The organism is Vibrio coralliirubri, assembly GCF_024347375.1.
Lineage (GTDB): Bacteria > Pseudomonadota > Gammaproteobacteria > Enterobacterales > Vibrionaceae > Vibrio > Vibrio coralliirubri.
In genome coordinates this window covers 440,427-457,719 of record NZ_AP025471.1, presented here as the reverse complement: position 1 = coordinate 457,719, position 17,293 = coordinate 440,427, and the positions used below count along the sequence as shown (strand labels likewise).

Sequence of the window (17,293 nt, the reverse complement as noted above, 5' to 3'; positions counted from 1 at the left end):
GTTCAACCGACGAAAAATCACACTTGCATGAACTGAATTCATCTATTAATTAAAATTTCGGGAATTAACGCAACCAAAGCAACTTATGATTAACTATGAGTCACAGATAGAGCTATGATATGACATTGAAGATGTGTATCGAAATCCTCTTGCTTGAATCAAGGTGCCCTTAACGAAATGTATAGTGAAGACAACCTGTACTCTAAAAATCAACGCTTAAACAGCTATCAGCTGTCGAAGCTGCACACGTTTGAAGTGGCCGCTCGACATGGTTCTTTTTCACTTGCAGCCCAAGAGCTATCGATGACACCAAGTGCGGTTTCTCATCGTATCAACAAGCTCGAAAGAGAGATGGATATACAGCTGTTTGAACGTGCGCACCGCAGAATCACACTGACAAGCGAAGGCAAACGCATCTATGCCGCATTGAGCCGCACCTTGAATGATCTAAACCAAGAAATTTTAGATGTTAAGAACGAAGAAATATCGGGCACACTCACGATCTATTCACGACCGACATTTGCGCAGAGTTGGCTAGTGCCTCGGATAGCGAACTTCAAACAACGTTACCCATCAATCACATTGAAACTGCTCACTGGTAATGAAAATATCAGCTTTCAAGGACACGGTATCGATATTGCCATCTACTTCGATGATCTATTCCCAGATAAGCTTTTCTGCCAAGCATTCATGCACGAGAGCATGACTCCGGTTTGTACCGCTCAATACGCTGAGTTACATGGGCTTAATCAACAACCAGAAAACCTCAATCGAGCAACGTTACTGCACGACAACCAAGCATGGAACTACGACTCAAACCGCAATGAATGGCAAGTGTGGGCACAAGCGAACCAACTCGGTACTGTACATTCCAGCTCAAATATGGAATTTGACCGTTCAGATCTCGCGATACTGGCAGCCATAAACAATGCCGGCATTGCGATTGGACGATATAGCGTGGTATCAAAATATCTTAAAGACAATACGCTTATCGCGCCATTTAACGAACCACCCGTCACGTGCAAACAGCAGTACTATTTCGCGACGCCTTCAGAACACCAATCACCAAAAGTTAAAATGTTTATTGAATGGGCTTTAGCGCAAAGAGATCAGATGTAGGCGTGTATGCTCGGATCGTGTGAATGATGCGGATTTTGTGGAAGATAGGAATTCTTGGCTCAGCCAGACCTTTTTAGCAACGGTAATTGTTTATACATTCAATGATCTGTAGGCTAGCCTGTCTTCTCATAAGCAAACAGTAGAACAACCTATGAGCGCCTCTCTTCGTAATAGCATTTTCGTCATGTTAGGGATTCTATTCCTAGCACTTAACCTTCGTGGGCCTTTTACGAGCTTGGCTCCTGTGCTTTCTCAGGTTATGGAAGGCCTCAACCTTACCTCTTCGGCTGCTGGCTTCTTAACAGCTTTGCCACTGTTAACTTTTGCCTTATTTTCACCATTAGTCACCAAGATATCTCAACGAATTGGTCTAGAGCCTAGCCTGTTATTAGGCTTAGTTCTGATCACGTCCGGGATTACACTGCGCTCTGCTGGGTTAATCCCAACCTTGTATATCGGCACGGTGATGATCGGGCTTGGTATCGCGATTGGCAATGTTTTGTTGCCTGTAGTAGTGAAAATTAGCTTCCCGACACGCATCGCGACAGTCACTTCTTTGTACATTTTTACGATGGGCATCGGCTCGACGTTAGGCTCAAGTTTGATGGTGCCATTTTCAGAGATCACCTTGTTCACTATGACAGGTTGGCAATTAGCGCTGTTAATGAACTTGGTATTTCCAATATTAGCTTTGATGATCTGGTTGCCTAAAATCAGAAAACGCTCATCTTCGGCCAGCAATAACAAGCAACAAGACAAACCTCTACCGATGAAGAAGATGATTAAAAGCGTCGTAGCGTGGCAAGTAACGTTAGCGCTTGGGCTTAACTCATTTACCTTCTATTCTTTGGCAGGCTGGCTTCCACAGATCTTGAACGACCTTGGCTACAGCGAAATCGATGCGGGTTACATCTACGGCTTCCTGCAATTTTCGACTATGGTTCCAGGGCTACTGTTACTGCCATTCTTAGCCAAAAGTGACAATCAACAATGGCTCATCACTCTGTGTGCATCGAGTGTATTTGTTGGATTGATTGGTCTTCTGTATTTGCCTGAGTTTGCGATCTTTTGGGTGGGACTGTTTGGATTAGCCAACTGCTCGACGTTTATTATCGCGCTCTCTTTTGTTGGCTTGCGTACATCGAATAGCAGCCAAGCCGCATCATTGTCGGGTATGGCTCAGGGAATCGGTTATGCATTGGCAGCCACTGGTCCTACGCTGGTGGGTAAGCTTCATGCTCAGACAGATTCTTGGAGTGTTCCTATTCTGCTGATCGCATCAGTTGCCTTTGCGTGTACGATTTTCGCTGCATTGGCAGCACGAGATAAGAAAGTGAGCGTTTAAGCCAAACAGAATGATTATTGCGTCGCGACTTTATTTGCTCGCGACTCTATGGCTGACGACGGTCTTGATGTATTCACTTGGCGACAAACCAAATTTGCCTTTAAAGCGCTGACTAAAACGCCCTTCCGATTGGTAACCGCAAGACTGAGCCAACATCGCCACATTCTGCTGTCCGTTTTGCATCAGATAAAGCGCGTGACTCAAGCGAACTTCAGCTAATACCTCACGATATTGCATACCTTCCAGTTTGAGCTTTCGGATCAGCGTGGCTCGGCTCATCGCAAAACGCTCCGCCACCGACTCTAATGGATGCTTCTCATCTGGTGAATGTGAAAGATAATGGCTAAGCTTTTGGCTAAACGAGACGTTGGCACTGGCAAACAGTCGATGCAACACCCCTTTTTCGGCCAATTGCTGGTACAAGCCCTGCAACCAATACTGTTGAGTCTCTTTGCTCATGCTCGGTGTATCAAACGAGAACAGAGCATTGAGTGAGTCTTGTAAGTTTCGATCCGCTTTAACTGTAGGCAGTCCCAGATCATTCGAGCGTTCCTCACTTAAATCAAGCATCGCCTGAGAAGGTTGGAATTGGAAGCTGAATACTCGCGACAAGAAACGCCCTTTGTGGGGCATGTTCTCAAAACTTAGTGAAGCTGATGCCTCACACAACAGCAGCTCAGAATGTGAGAGCTCTGCCGCTGAATCTTTCCAAAACAGGCGCTTACTGCCTGAAATGATCTGAATGACACTAGGGGATAGAATCCTCACATTGCGCAGTTTTTGTAACTGCTCTGCACGAAAGATCGTCACTTGATATTGATGATTCATCTCATCCCCTTAGTTGCTTATTTGCTTATTTGCTTATTTGCTTATTTGCTTATTATGTACGTGTATAAGCTTTTAACGTACATAAGCTATTAACGTGTATAAGTTGCCGTCAGTTTCGCTTTGTCTAAAGCCATGCTGTTCAACGTGAATCCAACCACAGCCGATGGCGTGTTTTCGTCTAGGTTGAGCTTATCCTTTGGTAATGCCCAAACCGTGAACTGGTAACGGTGCATGCCATCTTTTTCTGGAGGACAAACACCACCGTAGCCAACTGTACCGTAATCAATGCGACCTTCTTTGCCACCGACTTTAGAGATGTCGACACCGCGAGGTAGCTCGTTCACATTTGCAGGGATATCAAACGCAACCCAATGCCAGAAGCCACTTTCAGTCGGTGCATCTGGATCATAAGCTGTGATAGCAAAGCTTTTGGTACCTGCTGGTGCATCTTTCCACATCAATTGTGGTGATAGGTTCTCGCCGTCACAACCCCAACTTGAGTATTCAAAAGTCTTCGCCATTGGGTGACCTTCTTGAATATCGTTGCTGGTTAATTCGAACGCCTGAGCAGAGCCTGCAGCCAAAATACTGATTGCCAATACTGATTTGATGATGAGTTTCATAATGGTTCCTCTTATTAGGGATGAGCCCAGTATAGTCCCCTCAACCCGCCCAATAATGACAGTAAGTACACAATTATCTAATTTATTTCAAACAAGTGATACTTACTGTATTTTTACTTTATTATTTAAAAGCATGACCCACTCGACAATTTGTTGTTAAAGGAACACTTGTTGACATTCAGGTTACAAATCGCGCCCAAAACTCTTTAGACTCGCCCCACGACTTTTAACGAGAATGATTGGATGCGCAGGTTTACATTGGCTCTTTGCTTGATCTTTTGGCTCCCAACTCTAGCCAATGCCCAAAGTTTGCAAGATAAGTGGCAAACCCTGTATCAACTGAGCTGGCAATCATCCCCAATCTTAGTATCTCAACAAGAGTTAGCTCAATATCCGAAAGTTCTGCTCCATGAACGTAGCCGCTATCCTGATTTTAACCAATTCACTTGGGACGACATCGCAGCGTTAGCGTCAATACAAGATCACTGCCAAGCGATTGAAAGCAATAACCCTTCATTACATGACGCCATCGAGTTCGAGCTCGCTCTGTGTCAGCAACAAGCATTGGATTCTATTTGGTTTGCAGCACATTCCAAAAGACACCCTGCCGGTGGTAGCTTTGCTGATCGTTATTTAGCAGCTTACCCAGACGTAAGCGAGCAGATACGCCCATTTTTGAGTATTACCAACCCTCAGCACCCTTTACATACCAAGCTAGAATCGCTAACCGCTCAAGGCAGAGAAGCTCTGCTCAATGGATACCGCGCTTGGCAACAAGATGATGTGCTTTGGTTAAGTGGCGAACAAGGCTGGAAAGCCATTCCCTTAGATGTTTGGCAACCTATCGCAGAGCAACAAGAGGTATCTTTGGCAGGTGAAACCTGTACTTTTCGTTACAGCAACGTGTGCTTAAGCGAGCCTAGCAATGACAACCTGATCATGAAAACCTTGATATTTTCATTACTGTTAACGTTGCTTTCCGGCCTCGCTAGAGTCTTATACCTAAGAACAAAACAACGAAAAGAGAGGCAGTTCGTTTTACAGCTTCTTACTCATGAACTGCGCACGCCCATTACTAGCCTAGGTCTAACCGTCGAGATGTTCAGAAATCGCTACGATGACTTTACTGATGAAACTCAAAGTGCGGTTTGGCGTTTAATCTCTGACTATCAAAGGCTCTCTCAACTCACCGAAAACAGCAAAGTGTACCTAAGTTCGGATCAGTCAGAGCCTTTGTTAAAGCAAAACGCATCATTAGAAGAGTGGCTTGATCATGTATGTGAAAAGCACAATATTTCTTATCAATGTGAAGCGCGTGAAGTTGAACTGAACCTTCCCTATTACTGGCTAACCATCTGCTTGGATAATCTAATCAAGAATGCCAAACAACACGGTAAAGGTAAGGTGTTGGTAAAGGTCGAACTCGGAGACAAGCTGACGATTGAGGTACAAGACGAGGGGCACTTCCCTTCGCCGATACAACGACTCATGTCTCGTGTCACGCCAAGTGAAACGCGCAAACTGGATAACATGGGCATTGGCTTGACTATTGTCGAGCACTTGATGAAGCAAGCGAATGGCCGCCTCATTATTCTTCGTAACCCCACCCGATGTATTTTGGAAATTGCTTATGAACACCCTACTGCTGATTGAAGACGACCAACTGCTTGGACAAGGCCTCGTCAGCTTCTTTGAATCCAATGGTTACCAATGCCTTTGGGCGAAGGATTCAGAGAGTGCCAGTAAGCAATGGTTTCGAGCCGATCTTGTGATACTGGATCGACAGCTCGAAGACGGTGACAGCTTGCAACACCTTCCAAACTGGTTACTCCTCAAAGCGCTTCCTGTAATTGTGCTGACCGCTAAAGTAGAAGTTCAACAACGTGTTGAAGGTTTAATGGCGGGTGCCAAAGATTACGTGACTAAGCCATTTTCGAACGACGAATTGCTCGCTCGAGTCATTACCCAGCTGCGTCCGTTAGGTGTGAGCCTCTTAACTTACGCAAATATCCAAATCAACTTGTCGGAACGGATCGCTTATCTGGATGAAAGCCCTGTCACGTTGAAACCTAAGGAGTTTCAGCTATTGGTACTGTTTGTTCAGAACCAAAGCCGAGTGTTTCACCGAGATGAATTACTCAATAAGATTTGGGGTTATCAGGCCTTTCCAAGTACCCGAACTATTGATAATCACATACTGCGCTTACGCCAGAAACTGCCAACATTGAATATAGAAACACATCGCGGCGTTGGTTACCGCTTGGCCGGGGAATCATAATGAAAGTTACTTCGTTAGTCGCACTGCTCTGCACCTTGCCGTTCGCAAGTCATGCGGCATGGTTTACTGACACGCCATTGCAGCACACCTATCAATCGCTGCTTGATGAGCAGCCTCAAGTTGCGTGGCAAGAGCTGCAAATCGCACTCGATCAACAAACACTCGATAGTGAGCTTTGGCTGCCAGTCAAACAAGAGATATTGAGCCAGACTCAATGTGGAACCTCACTAAAACAAAGTGCAGAGCCGAAACACCACATCCAAGTCAGCTTCATTCGACGCTATGGCCTGTCGTCGCACGGTTATCAAATCAAAGTCTCTGCCGAGCAACTCAACAAAGGCTTAGAAACCCAAACTCTTTCTTTGGTATCGCCCAAAGGCAAAGTCCTTCTTGATGGGCAACTCGCTTCCAATAATGAGTATCAAGAGATTGAAACCAATGAAATGTTCATCAAACCCGAATCTGGTGTTTATCAACTAAAGATAGGTTCAAATCACTACCCTATTATTGTCGCTTTAAATGACAGTAATCGATGGCTGACACTCGAAAGTAAACTCAGCGAACCACATATCGTGCTCTCGCCTCCAAAGGTGGTCGACAACTGCCCTGACGCTAATGTGAGTTGGCAATGGTTTGATGAAGACTACCACCTGCTGGGTTACAAAGTGCCAATCAAAACAGTACAAGCACCCGTACCCACAGAAAGTCCACTTGGAACTAAAGCCAAGCACTTGAGTGCTTCGGTTGAAATGTTTGAATACCAAGGCGCAATTGAAGTCCAATATGTGCAGCGCGTCGCCGTGCCTTTCTAATGGAATACCACTAAAGCCAAACAGAAAATAGAGACATATAGGTGACAAAGCACTAGCGCTACTTAGGTGTAATAACCGTACTTACCCTTTACGGAATCTAAATATGCTTAGCGTACGTCACCCACTCAATCTTTCTAATTGTGCCATTCTGGCTTTAACAACTGCTTGTCTGTTTTCATCCAATGCACAAGCGAGCCAAATAACGCTCACCAGTAATAGCAGCAATACCGTCTCTATATCATCGAATACTCTAGAGATAGATTGGAACGGCTTAAGCGTTAACAGCGCTGCTCTCACCGTTGATAACCAACCACAGAAAGCGACCAATCTGGTTATTGGCTTTGCCGATAAAGCTGACTCAGCAAAAATCGCCACTTGGACCTTAGTACCCAGTGGGATAAACGTTGAGGCAGAGCTTAACCAAGACCAGCTCACTTTTCAGTTCAGCTTGCCTTCAAATATTCAGGTGAAGCGACACGATCCCATCGAGTTGGCGTGGTTTGATCTTGCCGAACAACAAACTCAGACACTATTTCTTCCGTTTAGTGAAGGTATGCGCGTGCCTACTGACAACAAGCTTTGGGCAAGTTATCTCGTCGGCAACCATTCTGGAAGTAACACTACTCAAGACTTGAAGATGCCTTTTTGGACAGTACAGCAAAACAATCATTTCATTAGCTATCAAATGGTTAATGCAACCAACAATCAACTGCTCTTTTCAGATGCATCCTCTAATGCTTCCTCAAATACAAATACCAAAATTGATATGAAGGCATCACACCAATTTACGATGCTCAATCAGTCACAGCCTTTTATTGTTCGTATCACCCTCGGAGACTCGTGGTTAGATGGTGCCAAACAATACCGAGATTGGCGCATCAATAATGACCAGTCTGAAACACTTGTAGCAAAGCAAAAGCGCAATCCAGATGTGAGTAAGTTGATCGCCGCGAGCCACATTTATTTGTTTGGTAAAGATCCATTAAGCATCCAAGATGTGAGCGACTGGTGGGGATTGACAACATGGTATCTAGAGAGGTCTAAACTCGGCGTTTCTGGGGAAGCGAAAAGAGAGCTGTCATCACTCTCCAAGGGCAAATATTGGTTCAGTCAGTACCACAAACAACTATTGTTAGACTCTATTAGCCAGTCATTGCAGGTGTTATATCCTGTTGGTAACCCGACACTCGAAAACAACACGATTAAAGCGCAATACAAAGCAGCCCAGGATAAGAAGAACTGGTTGCTAGAGCACGCTTCCCCTTACCTAAACTCGCCAGACACATGGGGGCAAGCATTGTCTTCAGACATGGTCGCTAATCTAAATAAGGCAGGTTTAAACAAACTGTGGCTTGGATTAGACAATTGGACGCCAGCATTCTATCAACCTAACGCCGTGGCTATGGCAAAACAGTCCGGATATCTGGTCGGTACTTACGATTCCTACAACACAGCCATTCCTGCGAAGCTCAATGACAACTGGCTAACCGCTCAATTACCAGAGCCGATGCGTCAGGGTTGTGCCATTGAAATGGCAGATGGCAGCCTAAAAAAAGGGTTTCGAGGTAACGGATTCTATCTAAATCCGAACTGCTATTTAGAATACGTAAAACAGCGTGCTCAAGACATTATGAGATTCGGTAACTTCAACAGCTTGTTCTTAGATGTTGATGCAACCGCCATGGCACGTGAAGATTACAGCGGCTCTATAGACAGTCATAGCAACAGTAATGGCAATGGCAATGGCAATGGCAATACAAACGAATCAGACATGCTTTCTGCCTTCAACAACCGAATGCAGTGGCTTAGCGAGCAACCATCGTTAGTATTAGGATCTGAAGACGGCAACAGCCTAACAACAAAAGGCATCGCGTTTGCACACGGCTTAGAAACGGTTGGTTTTGGTTGGACAGATAAAGACATGAAAGAAAACCGTCAGTCTCCCTATTACTTAGGCCGTTGGTACCCAGACCACAAGCCTGACTTCTTCTTTACGCCGGCCGAGGTTAAAGAGCCCTATAAGTCGCTACTGTTTTCGCCACAATATCGAATTCCACTTTACCAAGCCGTTTTCCATGATGAAGTAATTAATACGCACCATTGGCATTCAGACAGCCTCAAGTTCACTAATGTACGAGCAGAACGTGATTTAACCGCCATGCTGTACAACACGCCAGCGATGGTTCACTTGACCAGGGATGAAGCTTTATCAAGTTCAAGCCCGAGAATCAAAGCACTCAAACACTATCAAGACGGCTTTGAACCGATGCACGAACAGTTATGGGATAAACAGTTAGTCGATTTCGACTGGTTAGATAAGAACGGCGATGTTCAACAAACCGAGTTCAGTGACGGGAGTAAGATCATTGCCAACTTCTCCAGCAAGGCATTTCGTCACAACGGTATCGATATTGCTGGCCTATCGATCAAAGCTATATTGGCGAATGGGCAAGTCGTCGACTGGCAGCCCGATCATAGTTAGCTTCGATACGGTTTAGACAATAACGAATAATAGGAAGCCTAAGCACTTAACCGCTAAGGTTTACCCCGTTACTTTTGCTTCCTATTTTGAAAGGCAGTCAGTAGATAGTCGATAAAGACCTTCTTACGTTTCGGCATCAACTGCCTGTCTGCATACACTAGGCTTACTGAAACTTCCGGCATCTCATATTCAGGTAACAAACGAATCAGCTTACCTGTCTTGAAGTGTTCCCGACAAATGAATTCAGGAAGCACTGCCAAGCCGAGCCCATCCACACACGCTGTTAGACATGCCGTGATGGTATTCACCCGCAACTGACACGGCAGATCGATCAAAATCGACTCTCCGCCTTCTAATTGTAAATGCCACTTGGGTAAACGCGCCGCCTTGTTCACCACCTCAATCATTCTGAATGGCGGTTTAAGATCATTGGGCGAAGAGATTTCATCGAACTGTTCTAAATACTCAGGACTGGCTGCCAATACACGCTTTGATGTTGTGAGGTAGCGAGAAACCAAACTCGAGTCCACTAGCTCACCAATTTGTGCGTAAAGATCGATCCCTTCCGCAATGATATCGACTTCTCGATTCGACAGTTCTAAGTTCAAAGTCACGTTTGGGTGCTCTTTTAGGAAGCTGTGGATGTATTTGGCTAATACTTGATGCCCCAATTCGACAGGCAACACAACATTCAACTGCCCTCGGATCAAATCCTGATTGGCAGAAACCTCTAGCTCAGCTTGGTTCATGATCTCTTGCATCTGCATGCTCGACTGATAAAAGCGCTCACCCTCTGGCGTTAAGACTAAACTTCGTGTCGAACGAGTGATCAACCTCACACCTAGGTGCTGTTCCAGCTCATCTAGCTTTCGGCTGACGGTCGACTTGGTCATGTTCAATGCTTCAGCTGCGTGCGTGAAACTCCCACAATCAACAACTTGTGTAAAAACAGTCACAGCATTTAAGTCCATCGTACTTCTCCCAAAGCGCCATTAGTTAGATTTTTGCAACAGTGTTTCCCTTTTTTCCTATCTTATCAATCAATCGAATTCATTTACAATTCGTTACATCTAAATAAAAACAAAATGAGAAATAAAAAATGACAGAGAACAACAACGCTTCGCAAACAGTAAGCACAAAAAAACGTAAAAAAGCTCCGCTTATTGCTACTGCGATCATGCTGTCATTGGGTTTAGCCGGCGCTGGATACTGGTACGGCTATGGCCAGTACTTTGAATCTACCGACAATGCCTACCTACAAGGCGACATCACGAATATTAGCCCTAAGGTGTCTGGCTATATTGTTAAGTCTTACGTGAGTGATAACCAATCGGTTAAAGAAGGTGATTTGCTGGTTCAAATCGATGACCGTGATTACCAATCAGCACTCGCTCAAGCAAACGCCCATTTAAGCGTCGTGCAATCAGACGTCAAAAATCTAGTGGCACAACAAACGTTACAACGTAGCAAAATTAATCAAGCAGAGAGCCGCGTTGATTCTGCACAAGCTGAATACGAACGCGCGATTCAACAAGTGGTACGTTCTCGTAGCTTACTAAAACGTAACTACGCGTCTCAAGATGAAGTCGACAGCATGGTTGCACAACAAAAAGTAACTCAGGCAGACTTAGAAGAAGCAAAAGCAAACCTCGTTGCAACCAATGACCAATTAACCGTTATCGCTAGTGAGATTGAGCAAGCAAACGCATCCGTGACCGAAGCGCAAGCCCAGAGAGATCAAGCACAGCTTAACCTTAATTACACCAAAGTTTACGCGCCAGCAGATGGCGTGATTGGTAAACGTAGCGTACGTGAAGGCTTGTTGATTCAAGCAGGTGCACCACTGATGAGCTTGGTACCAAACAACCAAGTGTGGATTGAAGCCAACTTTAAAGAGACACAGCTAAGCGGTATTCACAAAGGCCAAACGGTTGAAGTCGAATTAGATGCCTTTCCGGGTCAGCCACTTGAAGGCGTGGTAGACAGTTTCTCCCCTGCGACTGGCGCTAAGTTTGCGCTCTTACCACCAGAAAACGCGACCGGTAACTTCACTAAAATCGTTCAACGTGTACCAGTGAAAATTACGATTCCAGATCAGCAAGAGTTGAAAGGTCGACTGCTTCCTGGTTTGTCTGTGGTAGCGACCATCGATAAACGAGGCTAGACCATGAGTAACGCTGGTGTTGTCACCCAAACTAATGATGGTGACGAGGTTTCGAGACGCCATTGGATCGCCCTATTTGGCGGCTTAATCGGCGCGTTTATGGCGATCTTGGATATTCAGATTACCAACTCGTCTCTCAAAGATATTCAAGGTGCGCTATCAGCCACCTTAGATGAAAGCTCGTGCATCTCTACGTCTTACCTAGTGGCAGAGATGATCGCTATCCCACTCAGTGGTTGGCTTTCTAAAGCGCTCGGTAAACGCCGTTATATCACGTGGACAACGGCCATCTTCACCATTTCATCTTTGTTGTGTTCGTTCTCTTGGAACATGACCTCGATGATTGTATTCCGCGCGATGCAAGGCTTCAGTGGTGGTGCTTTAATCCCGCTTGCTTTCTCGCTAGTGATTCAGTTATTGCCGGTCAACAAGCGCGCTGTGGGTATGGCACTGTTTGGTGTAACCGCGACCTTTGCTCCATCGATTGGCCCTACTTTTGGTGGCTGGCTGACGGAGAACTTCTCGTGGCACTATATTTTCTACATCAATATTCCGCCAGCTTTGCTTGTGATCACCATGATCCGATATGGCTTGGACGATGAAAAGCTCGACCTTGGCACGCTGAAAAAAGCCGATTGGTTTGGTATCGCCACCATGGCATTAGGGCTAGGTTGTTTGGAAGTGGTGTTAGAAGAAGGTAACCGTGAAGAGTGGTTCAGTTCGAGCTTTATTGTTGGCTTGAGTATCGTCTCTGCTGTGAGTCTGGTTTACTTCGTGATAAACGAGCTTCAACACAAGAAGCCATTGGTTAACCTGCGGCTATTGCGGGATGGGCAGTTTGCGATGTCCTGTATCGCCTATTTGATCCTAGGGATGGCATTGCTTGGTTCTATCTATGTTCTGCCGATGTATCTCACTCAAATTCAGCAATATAACGCGATGGAAATTGGTGAAGTATTAATGTGGATGGGTTTCCCACAGCTTCTGATATTCCCAATTGTGCCTAAGCTAACACAGATCATTAAGCCTAAGTACTTGGTTACCTTTGGCTTCGCGATGTTCGGATTAAGTTGTTACGTAAATACACACATGACAATCGATTTTGGCGGACAACAACTGATTTTATCCATGGTTCTGCGTGCTATTGGTAGTCCGTTTATCATGGTTCCGCTGTCTTTGGTTGCAATGAAAAACATCAGTAAAATGGATACGCCAGATGCATCAACGTTAACCAACGTGATGCGAAACTTAGGTGGTGCTTTCAGCATCGCGATTATCGCTACGCTATTGGATAACAAAACCAGAGAGCACTTAGCACACATCAAGGAATCTTTACCTTCCGTGAGTCAACTTGGTTGGCAGACGCTTCAGCAACAACAAGCGTTTTTTATTCAGTCAGGAAGTGATGCGGCAACTGCGATGCAACAAGCGCAAGCAAGCTTGCTCGGCACAATGCAACGTGACGCTGCCATCATGGCTTACAACGATGTGTTCTTAATGATGACGGCGTTCTTGGCCCTAGCCGCGGTGTTGATTCTAAACATGCGTGATTAGCGCTGGAGTTTCGGTAAATAAAGCTTCAAGCAAAGAACAACATTTCGAATAAAAACTCGAACAATAAAACAGAGAGGTGAGCTTATCGGCTTGCCTCTTTTTTATTTCTAAAACACGTATAACCCCACAAAAATCAGGTAAAAGTAACCTCCGTTTGAAGGATTTCATAAATGTTTTAATTACCAATAGTTTATTGAGTGTTTGTATGTGATATGGGCACCTTGACAATGTGCAACTTGACACCTAGATTAAAAATAACATTTGGTATTGAGGAAAATGGATTTGACCTTACCACCTGACCTACGAGTTTTAATTGTCGACGACTCCAAGAGTGCAACTATTCTTATAAAGCAGCAACTCTCGAGCTTGGGCATTTCACATGATTGCATCTTTATTGCGACCGACTATCGACAAGCCATTAAAGCGGTCGAGACGCACTCTTTTCATGTACTCCTCATCGATTACCACTTAGAACAGTCTTTTACTGGCTTTGAGCTGCTGGGGATTCTGTATCGAAATCGCCTGATAGACCATACTGTGGCAACAATCTTGCTCTCTGGGGATATGCGTCAGGAAACAGTATTAACCGCCCTTTCAGGTGAAGCACACCACTTCGTTTCTAAACCGATTAATACTCAAACGTTGGGTAAAAAGATCCAAAGTGCTGTGTCTGTTTCAAAGAAACTCACCCAACTGAATGATTTGTATCCCATCACCAGTCAAGAGAGATTAGCTCAAGCTTTGGCGATCTCCCCTAATGGTACTAGCGTTCAGTTCGAAGCGACATTGATTGAACATTTAATTGCAGGTAAGAAATGGCAGTTACTCTCTAGCGTCATTAACAACTCGAAAACCAACATGCACCCAACCAAATTGGTGGCTGAGGCGCTGATTCTCGACAGCTTAGGCAAGCCAAATTTAGCCATAGATAAGCTCCACAATTTTCTGATAGCGCAGCCACTCTCATTAAGCGTTATTGATTGCTTAAGCTGTATCTATGAAAAACACAAAATGCTGCTGCCTGCTCTCAAATTGGCGATTCGTGCATTTGAGATGACACCGAGTATCAGCCATCGTGCAATCAGGGCCATCGACTTAGCTGAGAACGCAGATAACACACATATGATCATAAAGTTAGGTGAAATGTATGCTACCCACATTTCAGCTGCTGACATCGATGTCATCCATTCCATTGGTGCGCACTTTAATTCGTTAAAAGCAACGTATCAGCGCGAGACGCAGCTAAAGTACAAGCGTATTTTGCTTGAGCACGCCAACCAATTCACCGAGTTGGTAAACCTGAAACTTCCGGTAAAACAACAGCAGCAAGTTTTGGCCAGCCTTGCCCTATTTCAGAGCAGCATATTGCTCATCGAAAATAGCCCTCAGGTTGCCCACAAAAAAGTGATTAGAGCTTCGACCCTGTTAGCTAATAATTTCCACAGCCAACCGACTTACTTGCTCGCTCAACTATTACCACTGCTCGTCCACTTTGGTGAGTACTCTCTTTATCACTTATCAGTGGAATGTCTAAAATCTCGGGGAGAAGCAGTAAGTCACAAACTTGAGTCCAAAAATGTCGATCCTTCAACGTGTATAAACATTGAAAACTTTGGGTCGATCCAGGAATTAAAGGACTACATTCACAGTTACCCATATTCAGTTGCCGCCAAACTTGACTATATATATGCCGTCCATAAAGCTCATATAGATGAGAAACTTAGCGACGACTATTTAGAAGAAATCTTACAATTAGAACTTCCTCCAAAATGGAATCAATGGATTAGTGATTCATCACGGTATGGTTTTTCCACTAAGCCGCCTAGCCCATTTTCAACATGCAGCCGACAGGAGTCCACATGCTAGACTTTGATGCTTTAAACGCCTATTTAGATAACGACAGAGAAGTCATTTACGCCGTTTTGTCTACATATCAAGAAGACCATGGCAATTCGCTACAAGAAATCGAAGAGTTGGTTCAACAACAAGATTGGGGAAAGCTTCATTTTACGGTGCACACCTTAAAAGGCATTCTAGCCAGCTTTGGTGAAGAAACGGCCACAGTTGCATTGGAAAGAGTAGAACAAAACACACTTAATAAGCTTGCTCCGCAAGCTGATGATCTTTCCGTTATCTACAGCGAAATGAAGATCATTAATCAACAAATTGATGAGGTTCTTAGCACTTATTAGTCGATAGAATTAAGACGTGCGTGGCGATACTTAATAGCCGATACAGCTAAAAGAGTTGAGGTACTTGGAAACATTGAACCTCGACTCTTACCATTTTTTTCATCATATCCCCTCTCAATTATAGATCTAACCCACACCTATAAATTCACGTCATTTATCTAGATAAACCAATGCATAACACATGCTTTATAAACTAGCCATCTTGATGTTTTAAATGAAAAACCAACACACTGGATGAGATGCAAAATAGTTAAATATTTGTAGATCTTTTTGTGACATAAACATACGAAATTGCATTTTATTTATTGGTAAAGAAGAAACTGTTATCTACACTCTAATGAAACCAAGCGTTAATCACTTGGTGGCATAATAATAAAATAAAACGTTCAGTCGGCTAGATAAGGACAAGGAAATGAACAACGATAGTTTTGCTGCGTTTCAGGGGCTCACGGATGAAACACCCATTACCGAATCATTTTCTACCAGTGCAGACCCTTATGCTCATTATCTAAAGGATATTGTTGGCATTGATCTGCTGTCGCGTGAAGATGAAGTGTATTACGCAAAATTGAATCGCGCGGGTGATAAAAAAGCGCGTGATGTTATGATCGAATCAAACCTGCGCCTTGTTGTGAAAATCGCAAAGAGTTACCTAAAGCGTAAAGGCAATAATTTCACCCTGCTCGACCTGATCGAGGAAGGCAACATTGGCTTAATTAAAGCCATCGACAAATACGATCCAGAACCAGGTTATCGTTTTTCAACCTACGCTGTCTGGTGGATACGCGAAAACATTGAAGCCGCACTGATGAACACGGGTCGAACCGTTCGATTGCCAGCCCACGTGTGTAAAGAAATAAACAGCCTCGCCTCAAAAAAGCTCGATGTAAGCAAAAAAATGAGTAAAGAGGTTTCAATTTCTGAGTTATCAGACAGTTCAGGTGTTAAGGCCGAACGCGTCGATCAACTGGTGGCGTTAAGTGGGTTTATTGACGTGACGACAACGGTTGGAACTAGCCATGCTCCTATGGTGCTTGATCAATGCGAAAGTGAATATATCCCCGACCCTCAACAAGATTGTGAAGATCAATCCTTTACCCAAGCTCTAGAACAAATCATCCATACACTTCCTCCAAAATTACAAAAGGTGCTCATCCACCGTTTTGGTTTCTTTGATAACAACGTGAAAACGCTGTCTGAGGTCGGGCAAATGTTGGATGTAAATGTTTCTAATGAACGTGTTAGACAAATGCAGAAAGAAGCGGTCGAGAGGATTCAAAAACGACTCAAGTTTGATGGTTGGGTGTAAGTTGCAACTCAGTTTAGAATCAGTTGAAAATAACGTTAAGCCAAAACAGCAACGTAAGTAACAAGTAACGTTAAGTAAAAGAAAGAACCTTAAGGGTGAGCCTCAAAGCTTGCCCTTTTTGTTTGCCTGTATTGTTTACCTGATTCGCTAGAGAAAAAGATGGTAAGCACACGAACCCTAAGTCGCTAATAGCTAATGGCAAGTGCCAAAGCATTAACTTACCTTAGAGAAGTGACTCGCTCACTGCGCAAAATGAGATAATTGATATAAGTGGTTTCAAGACAATCTTGTTCCCACACTGATAAAATCCGTTTGGCCGCAAAATAATAATCTTTGTTTCTCAACAACATCCCAACGGTGCGGCTAAGCTTTTCAAATCGAACATGGTCGCTCGCAGAGATGTAGTCATCGTCACTTTCAATAATGGGCGCTAAACCATCAGCAAACCAATTATTCAATATTTCTCGCATCTCCAATTCGGACTCAGGCACATCCACACTCGACAACTCACGATGTTGAGGTGGTGGCACTATGTACTTCGACGCTTGCGGTGAACTGACATAACGATACATGTCGCCCCTCCTGTC

15 protein-coding genes are annotated in these 17,293 nt (G+C 44.3%); 11 read left to right on the top strand and 4 right to left on the bottom strand.

Annotated elements, in window-relative coordinates:
- The first annotated feature begins 177 nt into the window (after positions 1-177).
- Both dsdC and OCV20_RS18540 read left to right on the top strand, forming a co-directional pair.
- Positions 178-1,119, top strand: coding sequence for a DNA-binding transcriptional regulator DsdC (gene dsdC / locus OCV20_RS18545; protein WP_086773901.1), 942 nt, complete (start codon positions 178-180; stop codon positions 1,117-1,119).
- A 151-nt stretch (positions 1,120-1,270) separates the two neighbouring features.
- Positions 1,271-2,464, top strand: a complete 1,194-nt coding sequence (locus tag OCV20_RS18540) for a CynX/NimT family MFS transporter (RefSeq protein WP_086773902.1) — start codon at positions 1,271-1,273, stop codon at positions 2,462-2,464.
- A 30-nt stretch (positions 2,465-2,494) separates the two neighbouring features.
- Here OCV20_RS18540 and OCV20_RS18535 read toward each other — a convergent pair whose 3' ends face one another.
- A complete protein-coding gene (locus OCV20_RS18535; protein ID WP_086773903.1) occupies positions 2,495-3,292 on the bottom strand; it encodes a helix-turn-helix transcriptional regulator in 798 nt (265 codons plus the stop codon).
- An 89-nt stretch (positions 3,293-3,381) separates the two neighbouring features.
- Positions 3,382-3,915, bottom strand: coding sequence for a YbhB/YbcL family Raf kinase inhibitor-like protein (locus OCV20_RS18530; protein WP_086773904.1), 534 nt, complete (start codon positions 3,913-3,915; stop codon positions 3,382-3,384).
- Positions 3,916-4,158: 243 nt separating this feature from the next.
- Here OCV20_RS18530 and OCV20_RS18525 point away from each other — a divergent pair, with 243 nt between their 5' ends.
- The 4 genes from OCV20_RS18525 (at position 4,159) to OCV20_RS18510 (ending at position 9,487) form a co-directional block, all read left to right on the top strand.
- On the top strand, positions 4,159-5,568 hold the full coding sequence (locus OCV20_RS18525) for an ATP-binding protein (RefSeq protein WP_086773905.1): 1,410 nt from the start codon (positions 4,159-4,161) through the stop codon (positions 5,566-5,568).
- Positions 5,546-6,193, top strand: coding sequence for a response regulator transcription factor (locus OCV20_RS18520; protein WP_048615300.1), 648 nt, complete (start codon positions 5,546-5,548; stop codon positions 6,191-6,193). The genes OCV20_RS18525 and OCV20_RS18520 overlap by 23 nt, the downstream gene beginning before the upstream one ends.
- Entirely contained in the window at positions 6,193-7,005 is an 813-nt protein-coding gene (locus OCV20_RS18515; RefSeq protein ID WP_086773906.1) for a DUF2861 family protein, read from the top strand. The genes OCV20_RS18520 and OCV20_RS18515 overlap by 1 nt, the downstream gene beginning before the upstream one ends.
- A 103-nt stretch (positions 7,006-7,108) precedes the next feature.
- A complete protein-coding gene (locus tag OCV20_RS18510) occupies positions 7,109-9,487 on the top strand; it encodes a glycoside hydrolase (protein WP_086773907.1) in 2,379 nt (792 codons plus the stop codon).
- Between the two features lie 68 nt (positions 9,488-9,555).
- Here OCV20_RS18510 and OCV20_RS18505 read toward each other — a convergent pair whose 3' ends face one another.
- Positions 9,556-10,458, bottom strand: coding sequence for a LysR family transcriptional regulator (locus tag OCV20_RS18505; protein ID WP_050650481.1), 903 nt, complete (start codon positions 10,456-10,458; stop codon positions 9,556-9,558).
- A gap of 128 nt (positions 10,459-10,586) precedes the next feature.
- Here OCV20_RS18505 and OCV20_RS18500 point away from each other — a divergent pair, with 128 nt between their 5' ends.
- The 5 genes from OCV20_RS18500 (at position 10,587) to OCV20_RS18480 (ending at position 16,706) form a co-directional block, all read left to right on the top strand.
- Positions 10,587-11,651 carry an HlyD family secretion protein gene (locus OCV20_RS18500; RefSeq protein WP_086773908.1) on the top strand — a complete coding sequence of 355 codons (1,065 nt, stop codon included), beginning with the start codon at positions 10,587-10,589 and terminating at the stop codon, positions 11,649-11,651.
- A gap of 3 nt (positions 11,652-11,654) precedes the next feature.
- Positions 11,655-13,205, top strand: a complete 1,551-nt coding sequence (locus OCV20_RS18495) for a DHA2 family efflux MFS transporter permease subunit (protein WP_086773909.1) — start codon at positions 11,655-11,657, stop codon at positions 13,203-13,205.
- Between the two features lie 276 nt (positions 13,206-13,481).
- Entirely contained in the window at positions 13,482-15,071 is a 1,590-nt protein-coding gene (locus tag OCV20_RS18490) for a response regulator (RefSeq protein ID WP_086773910.1), read from the top strand.
- Positions 15,065-15,397, top strand: a complete 333-nt coding sequence (locus OCV20_RS18485) for an Hpt domain-containing protein (protein ID WP_048660260.1) — start codon at positions 15,065-15,067, stop codon at positions 15,395-15,397. The genes OCV20_RS18490 and OCV20_RS18485 overlap by 7 nt, the downstream gene beginning before the upstream one ends.
- A gap of 412 nt (positions 15,398-15,809) precedes the next feature.
- Positions 15,810-16,706: a sigma-70 family RNA polymerase sigma factor gene (locus tag OCV20_RS18480; RefSeq protein ID WP_048612578.1), complete on the top strand. Its 897-nt coding sequence runs from the start codon at positions 15,810-15,812 to the stop codon at positions 16,704-16,706.
- Between the two features lie 218 nt (positions 16,707-16,924).
- On the opposite strand, the gene OCV20_RS18475 is transcribed toward OCV20_RS18480, so the two are convergent.
- Positions 16,925-17,278: a hypothetical protein gene (locus OCV20_RS18475; protein WP_017060510.1), complete on the bottom strand. Its 354-nt coding sequence runs from the start codon at positions 17,276-17,278 to the stop codon at positions 16,925-16,927.
- Between the last annotated feature and the right edge of the window lie 15 nt (positions 17,279-17,293).

Excerpts from the sequence above, each read along its gene's own strand:
- OCV20_RS18525 (WP_086773905.1), top strand. The coding sequence starts at position 4,159 with ATGCGCAGGTTTACATTGGCTCTTTGCTTGATCTTTTGGCTCCCAACT.
- OCV20_RS18520 (WP_048615300.1), top strand. The coding sequence starts at position 5,546 with ATGAACACCCTACTGCTGATTGAAGACGACCAACTGCTTGGACAAGGC.
- OCV20_RS18490 (WP_086773910.1), top strand. The coding sequence starts at position 13,482 with ATGGATTTGACCTTACCACCTGACCTACGAGTTTTAATTGTCGACGAC.
- OCV20_RS18535 (WP_086773903.1), bottom strand. The coding sequence starts at position 3,292 with ATGAATCATCAATATCAAGTGACGATCTTTCGTGCAGAGCAGTTACAA.
- OCV20_RS18510 (WP_086773907.1), top strand. The coding sequence starts at position 7,109 with ATGCTTAGCGTACGTCACCCACTCAATCTTTCTAATTGTGCCATTCTG.
- OCV20_RS18515 (WP_086773906.1), top strand. The coding sequence starts at position 6,193 with ATGAAAGTTACTTCGTTAGTCGCACTGCTCTGCACCTTGCCGTTCGCA.
- OCV20_RS18475 (WP_017060510.1), bottom strand. The coding sequence starts at position 17,278 with ATGTATCGTTATGTCAGTTCACCGCAAGCGTCGAAGTACATAGTGCCA.
- dsdC (WP_086773901.1), top strand. The coding sequence starts at position 178 with ATGTATAGTGAAGACAACCTGTACTCTAAAAATCAACGCTTAAACAGC.
- OCV20_RS18540 (WP_086773902.1), top strand. The coding sequence starts at position 1,271 with ATGAGCGCCTCTCTTCGTAATAGCATTTTCGTCATGTTAGGGATTCTA.
- OCV20_RS18485 (WP_048660260.1), top strand. The coding sequence starts at position 15,065 with ATGCTAGACTTTGATGCTTTAAACGCCTATTTAGATAACGACAGAGAA.
- OCV20_RS18530 (WP_086773904.1), bottom strand. The coding sequence starts at position 3,915 with ATGAAACTCATCATCAAATCAGTATTGGCAATCAGTATTTTGGCTGCA.
- OCV20_RS18495 (WP_086773909.1), top strand. The coding sequence starts at position 11,655 with ATGAGTAACGCTGGTGTTGTCACCCAAACTAATGATGGTGACGAGGTT.
- OCV20_RS18505 (WP_050650481.1), bottom strand. The coding sequence starts at position 10,458 with ATGGACTTAAATGCTGTGACTGTTTTTACACAAGTTGTTGATTGTGGG.
- OCV20_RS18480 (WP_048612578.1), top strand. The coding sequence starts at position 15,810 with ATGAACAACGATAGTTTTGCTGCGTTTCAGGGGCTCACGGATGAAACA.
- OCV20_RS18500 (WP_086773908.1), top strand. The coding sequence starts at position 10,587 with ATGACAGAGAACAACAACGCTTCGCAAACAGTAAGCACAAAAAAACGT.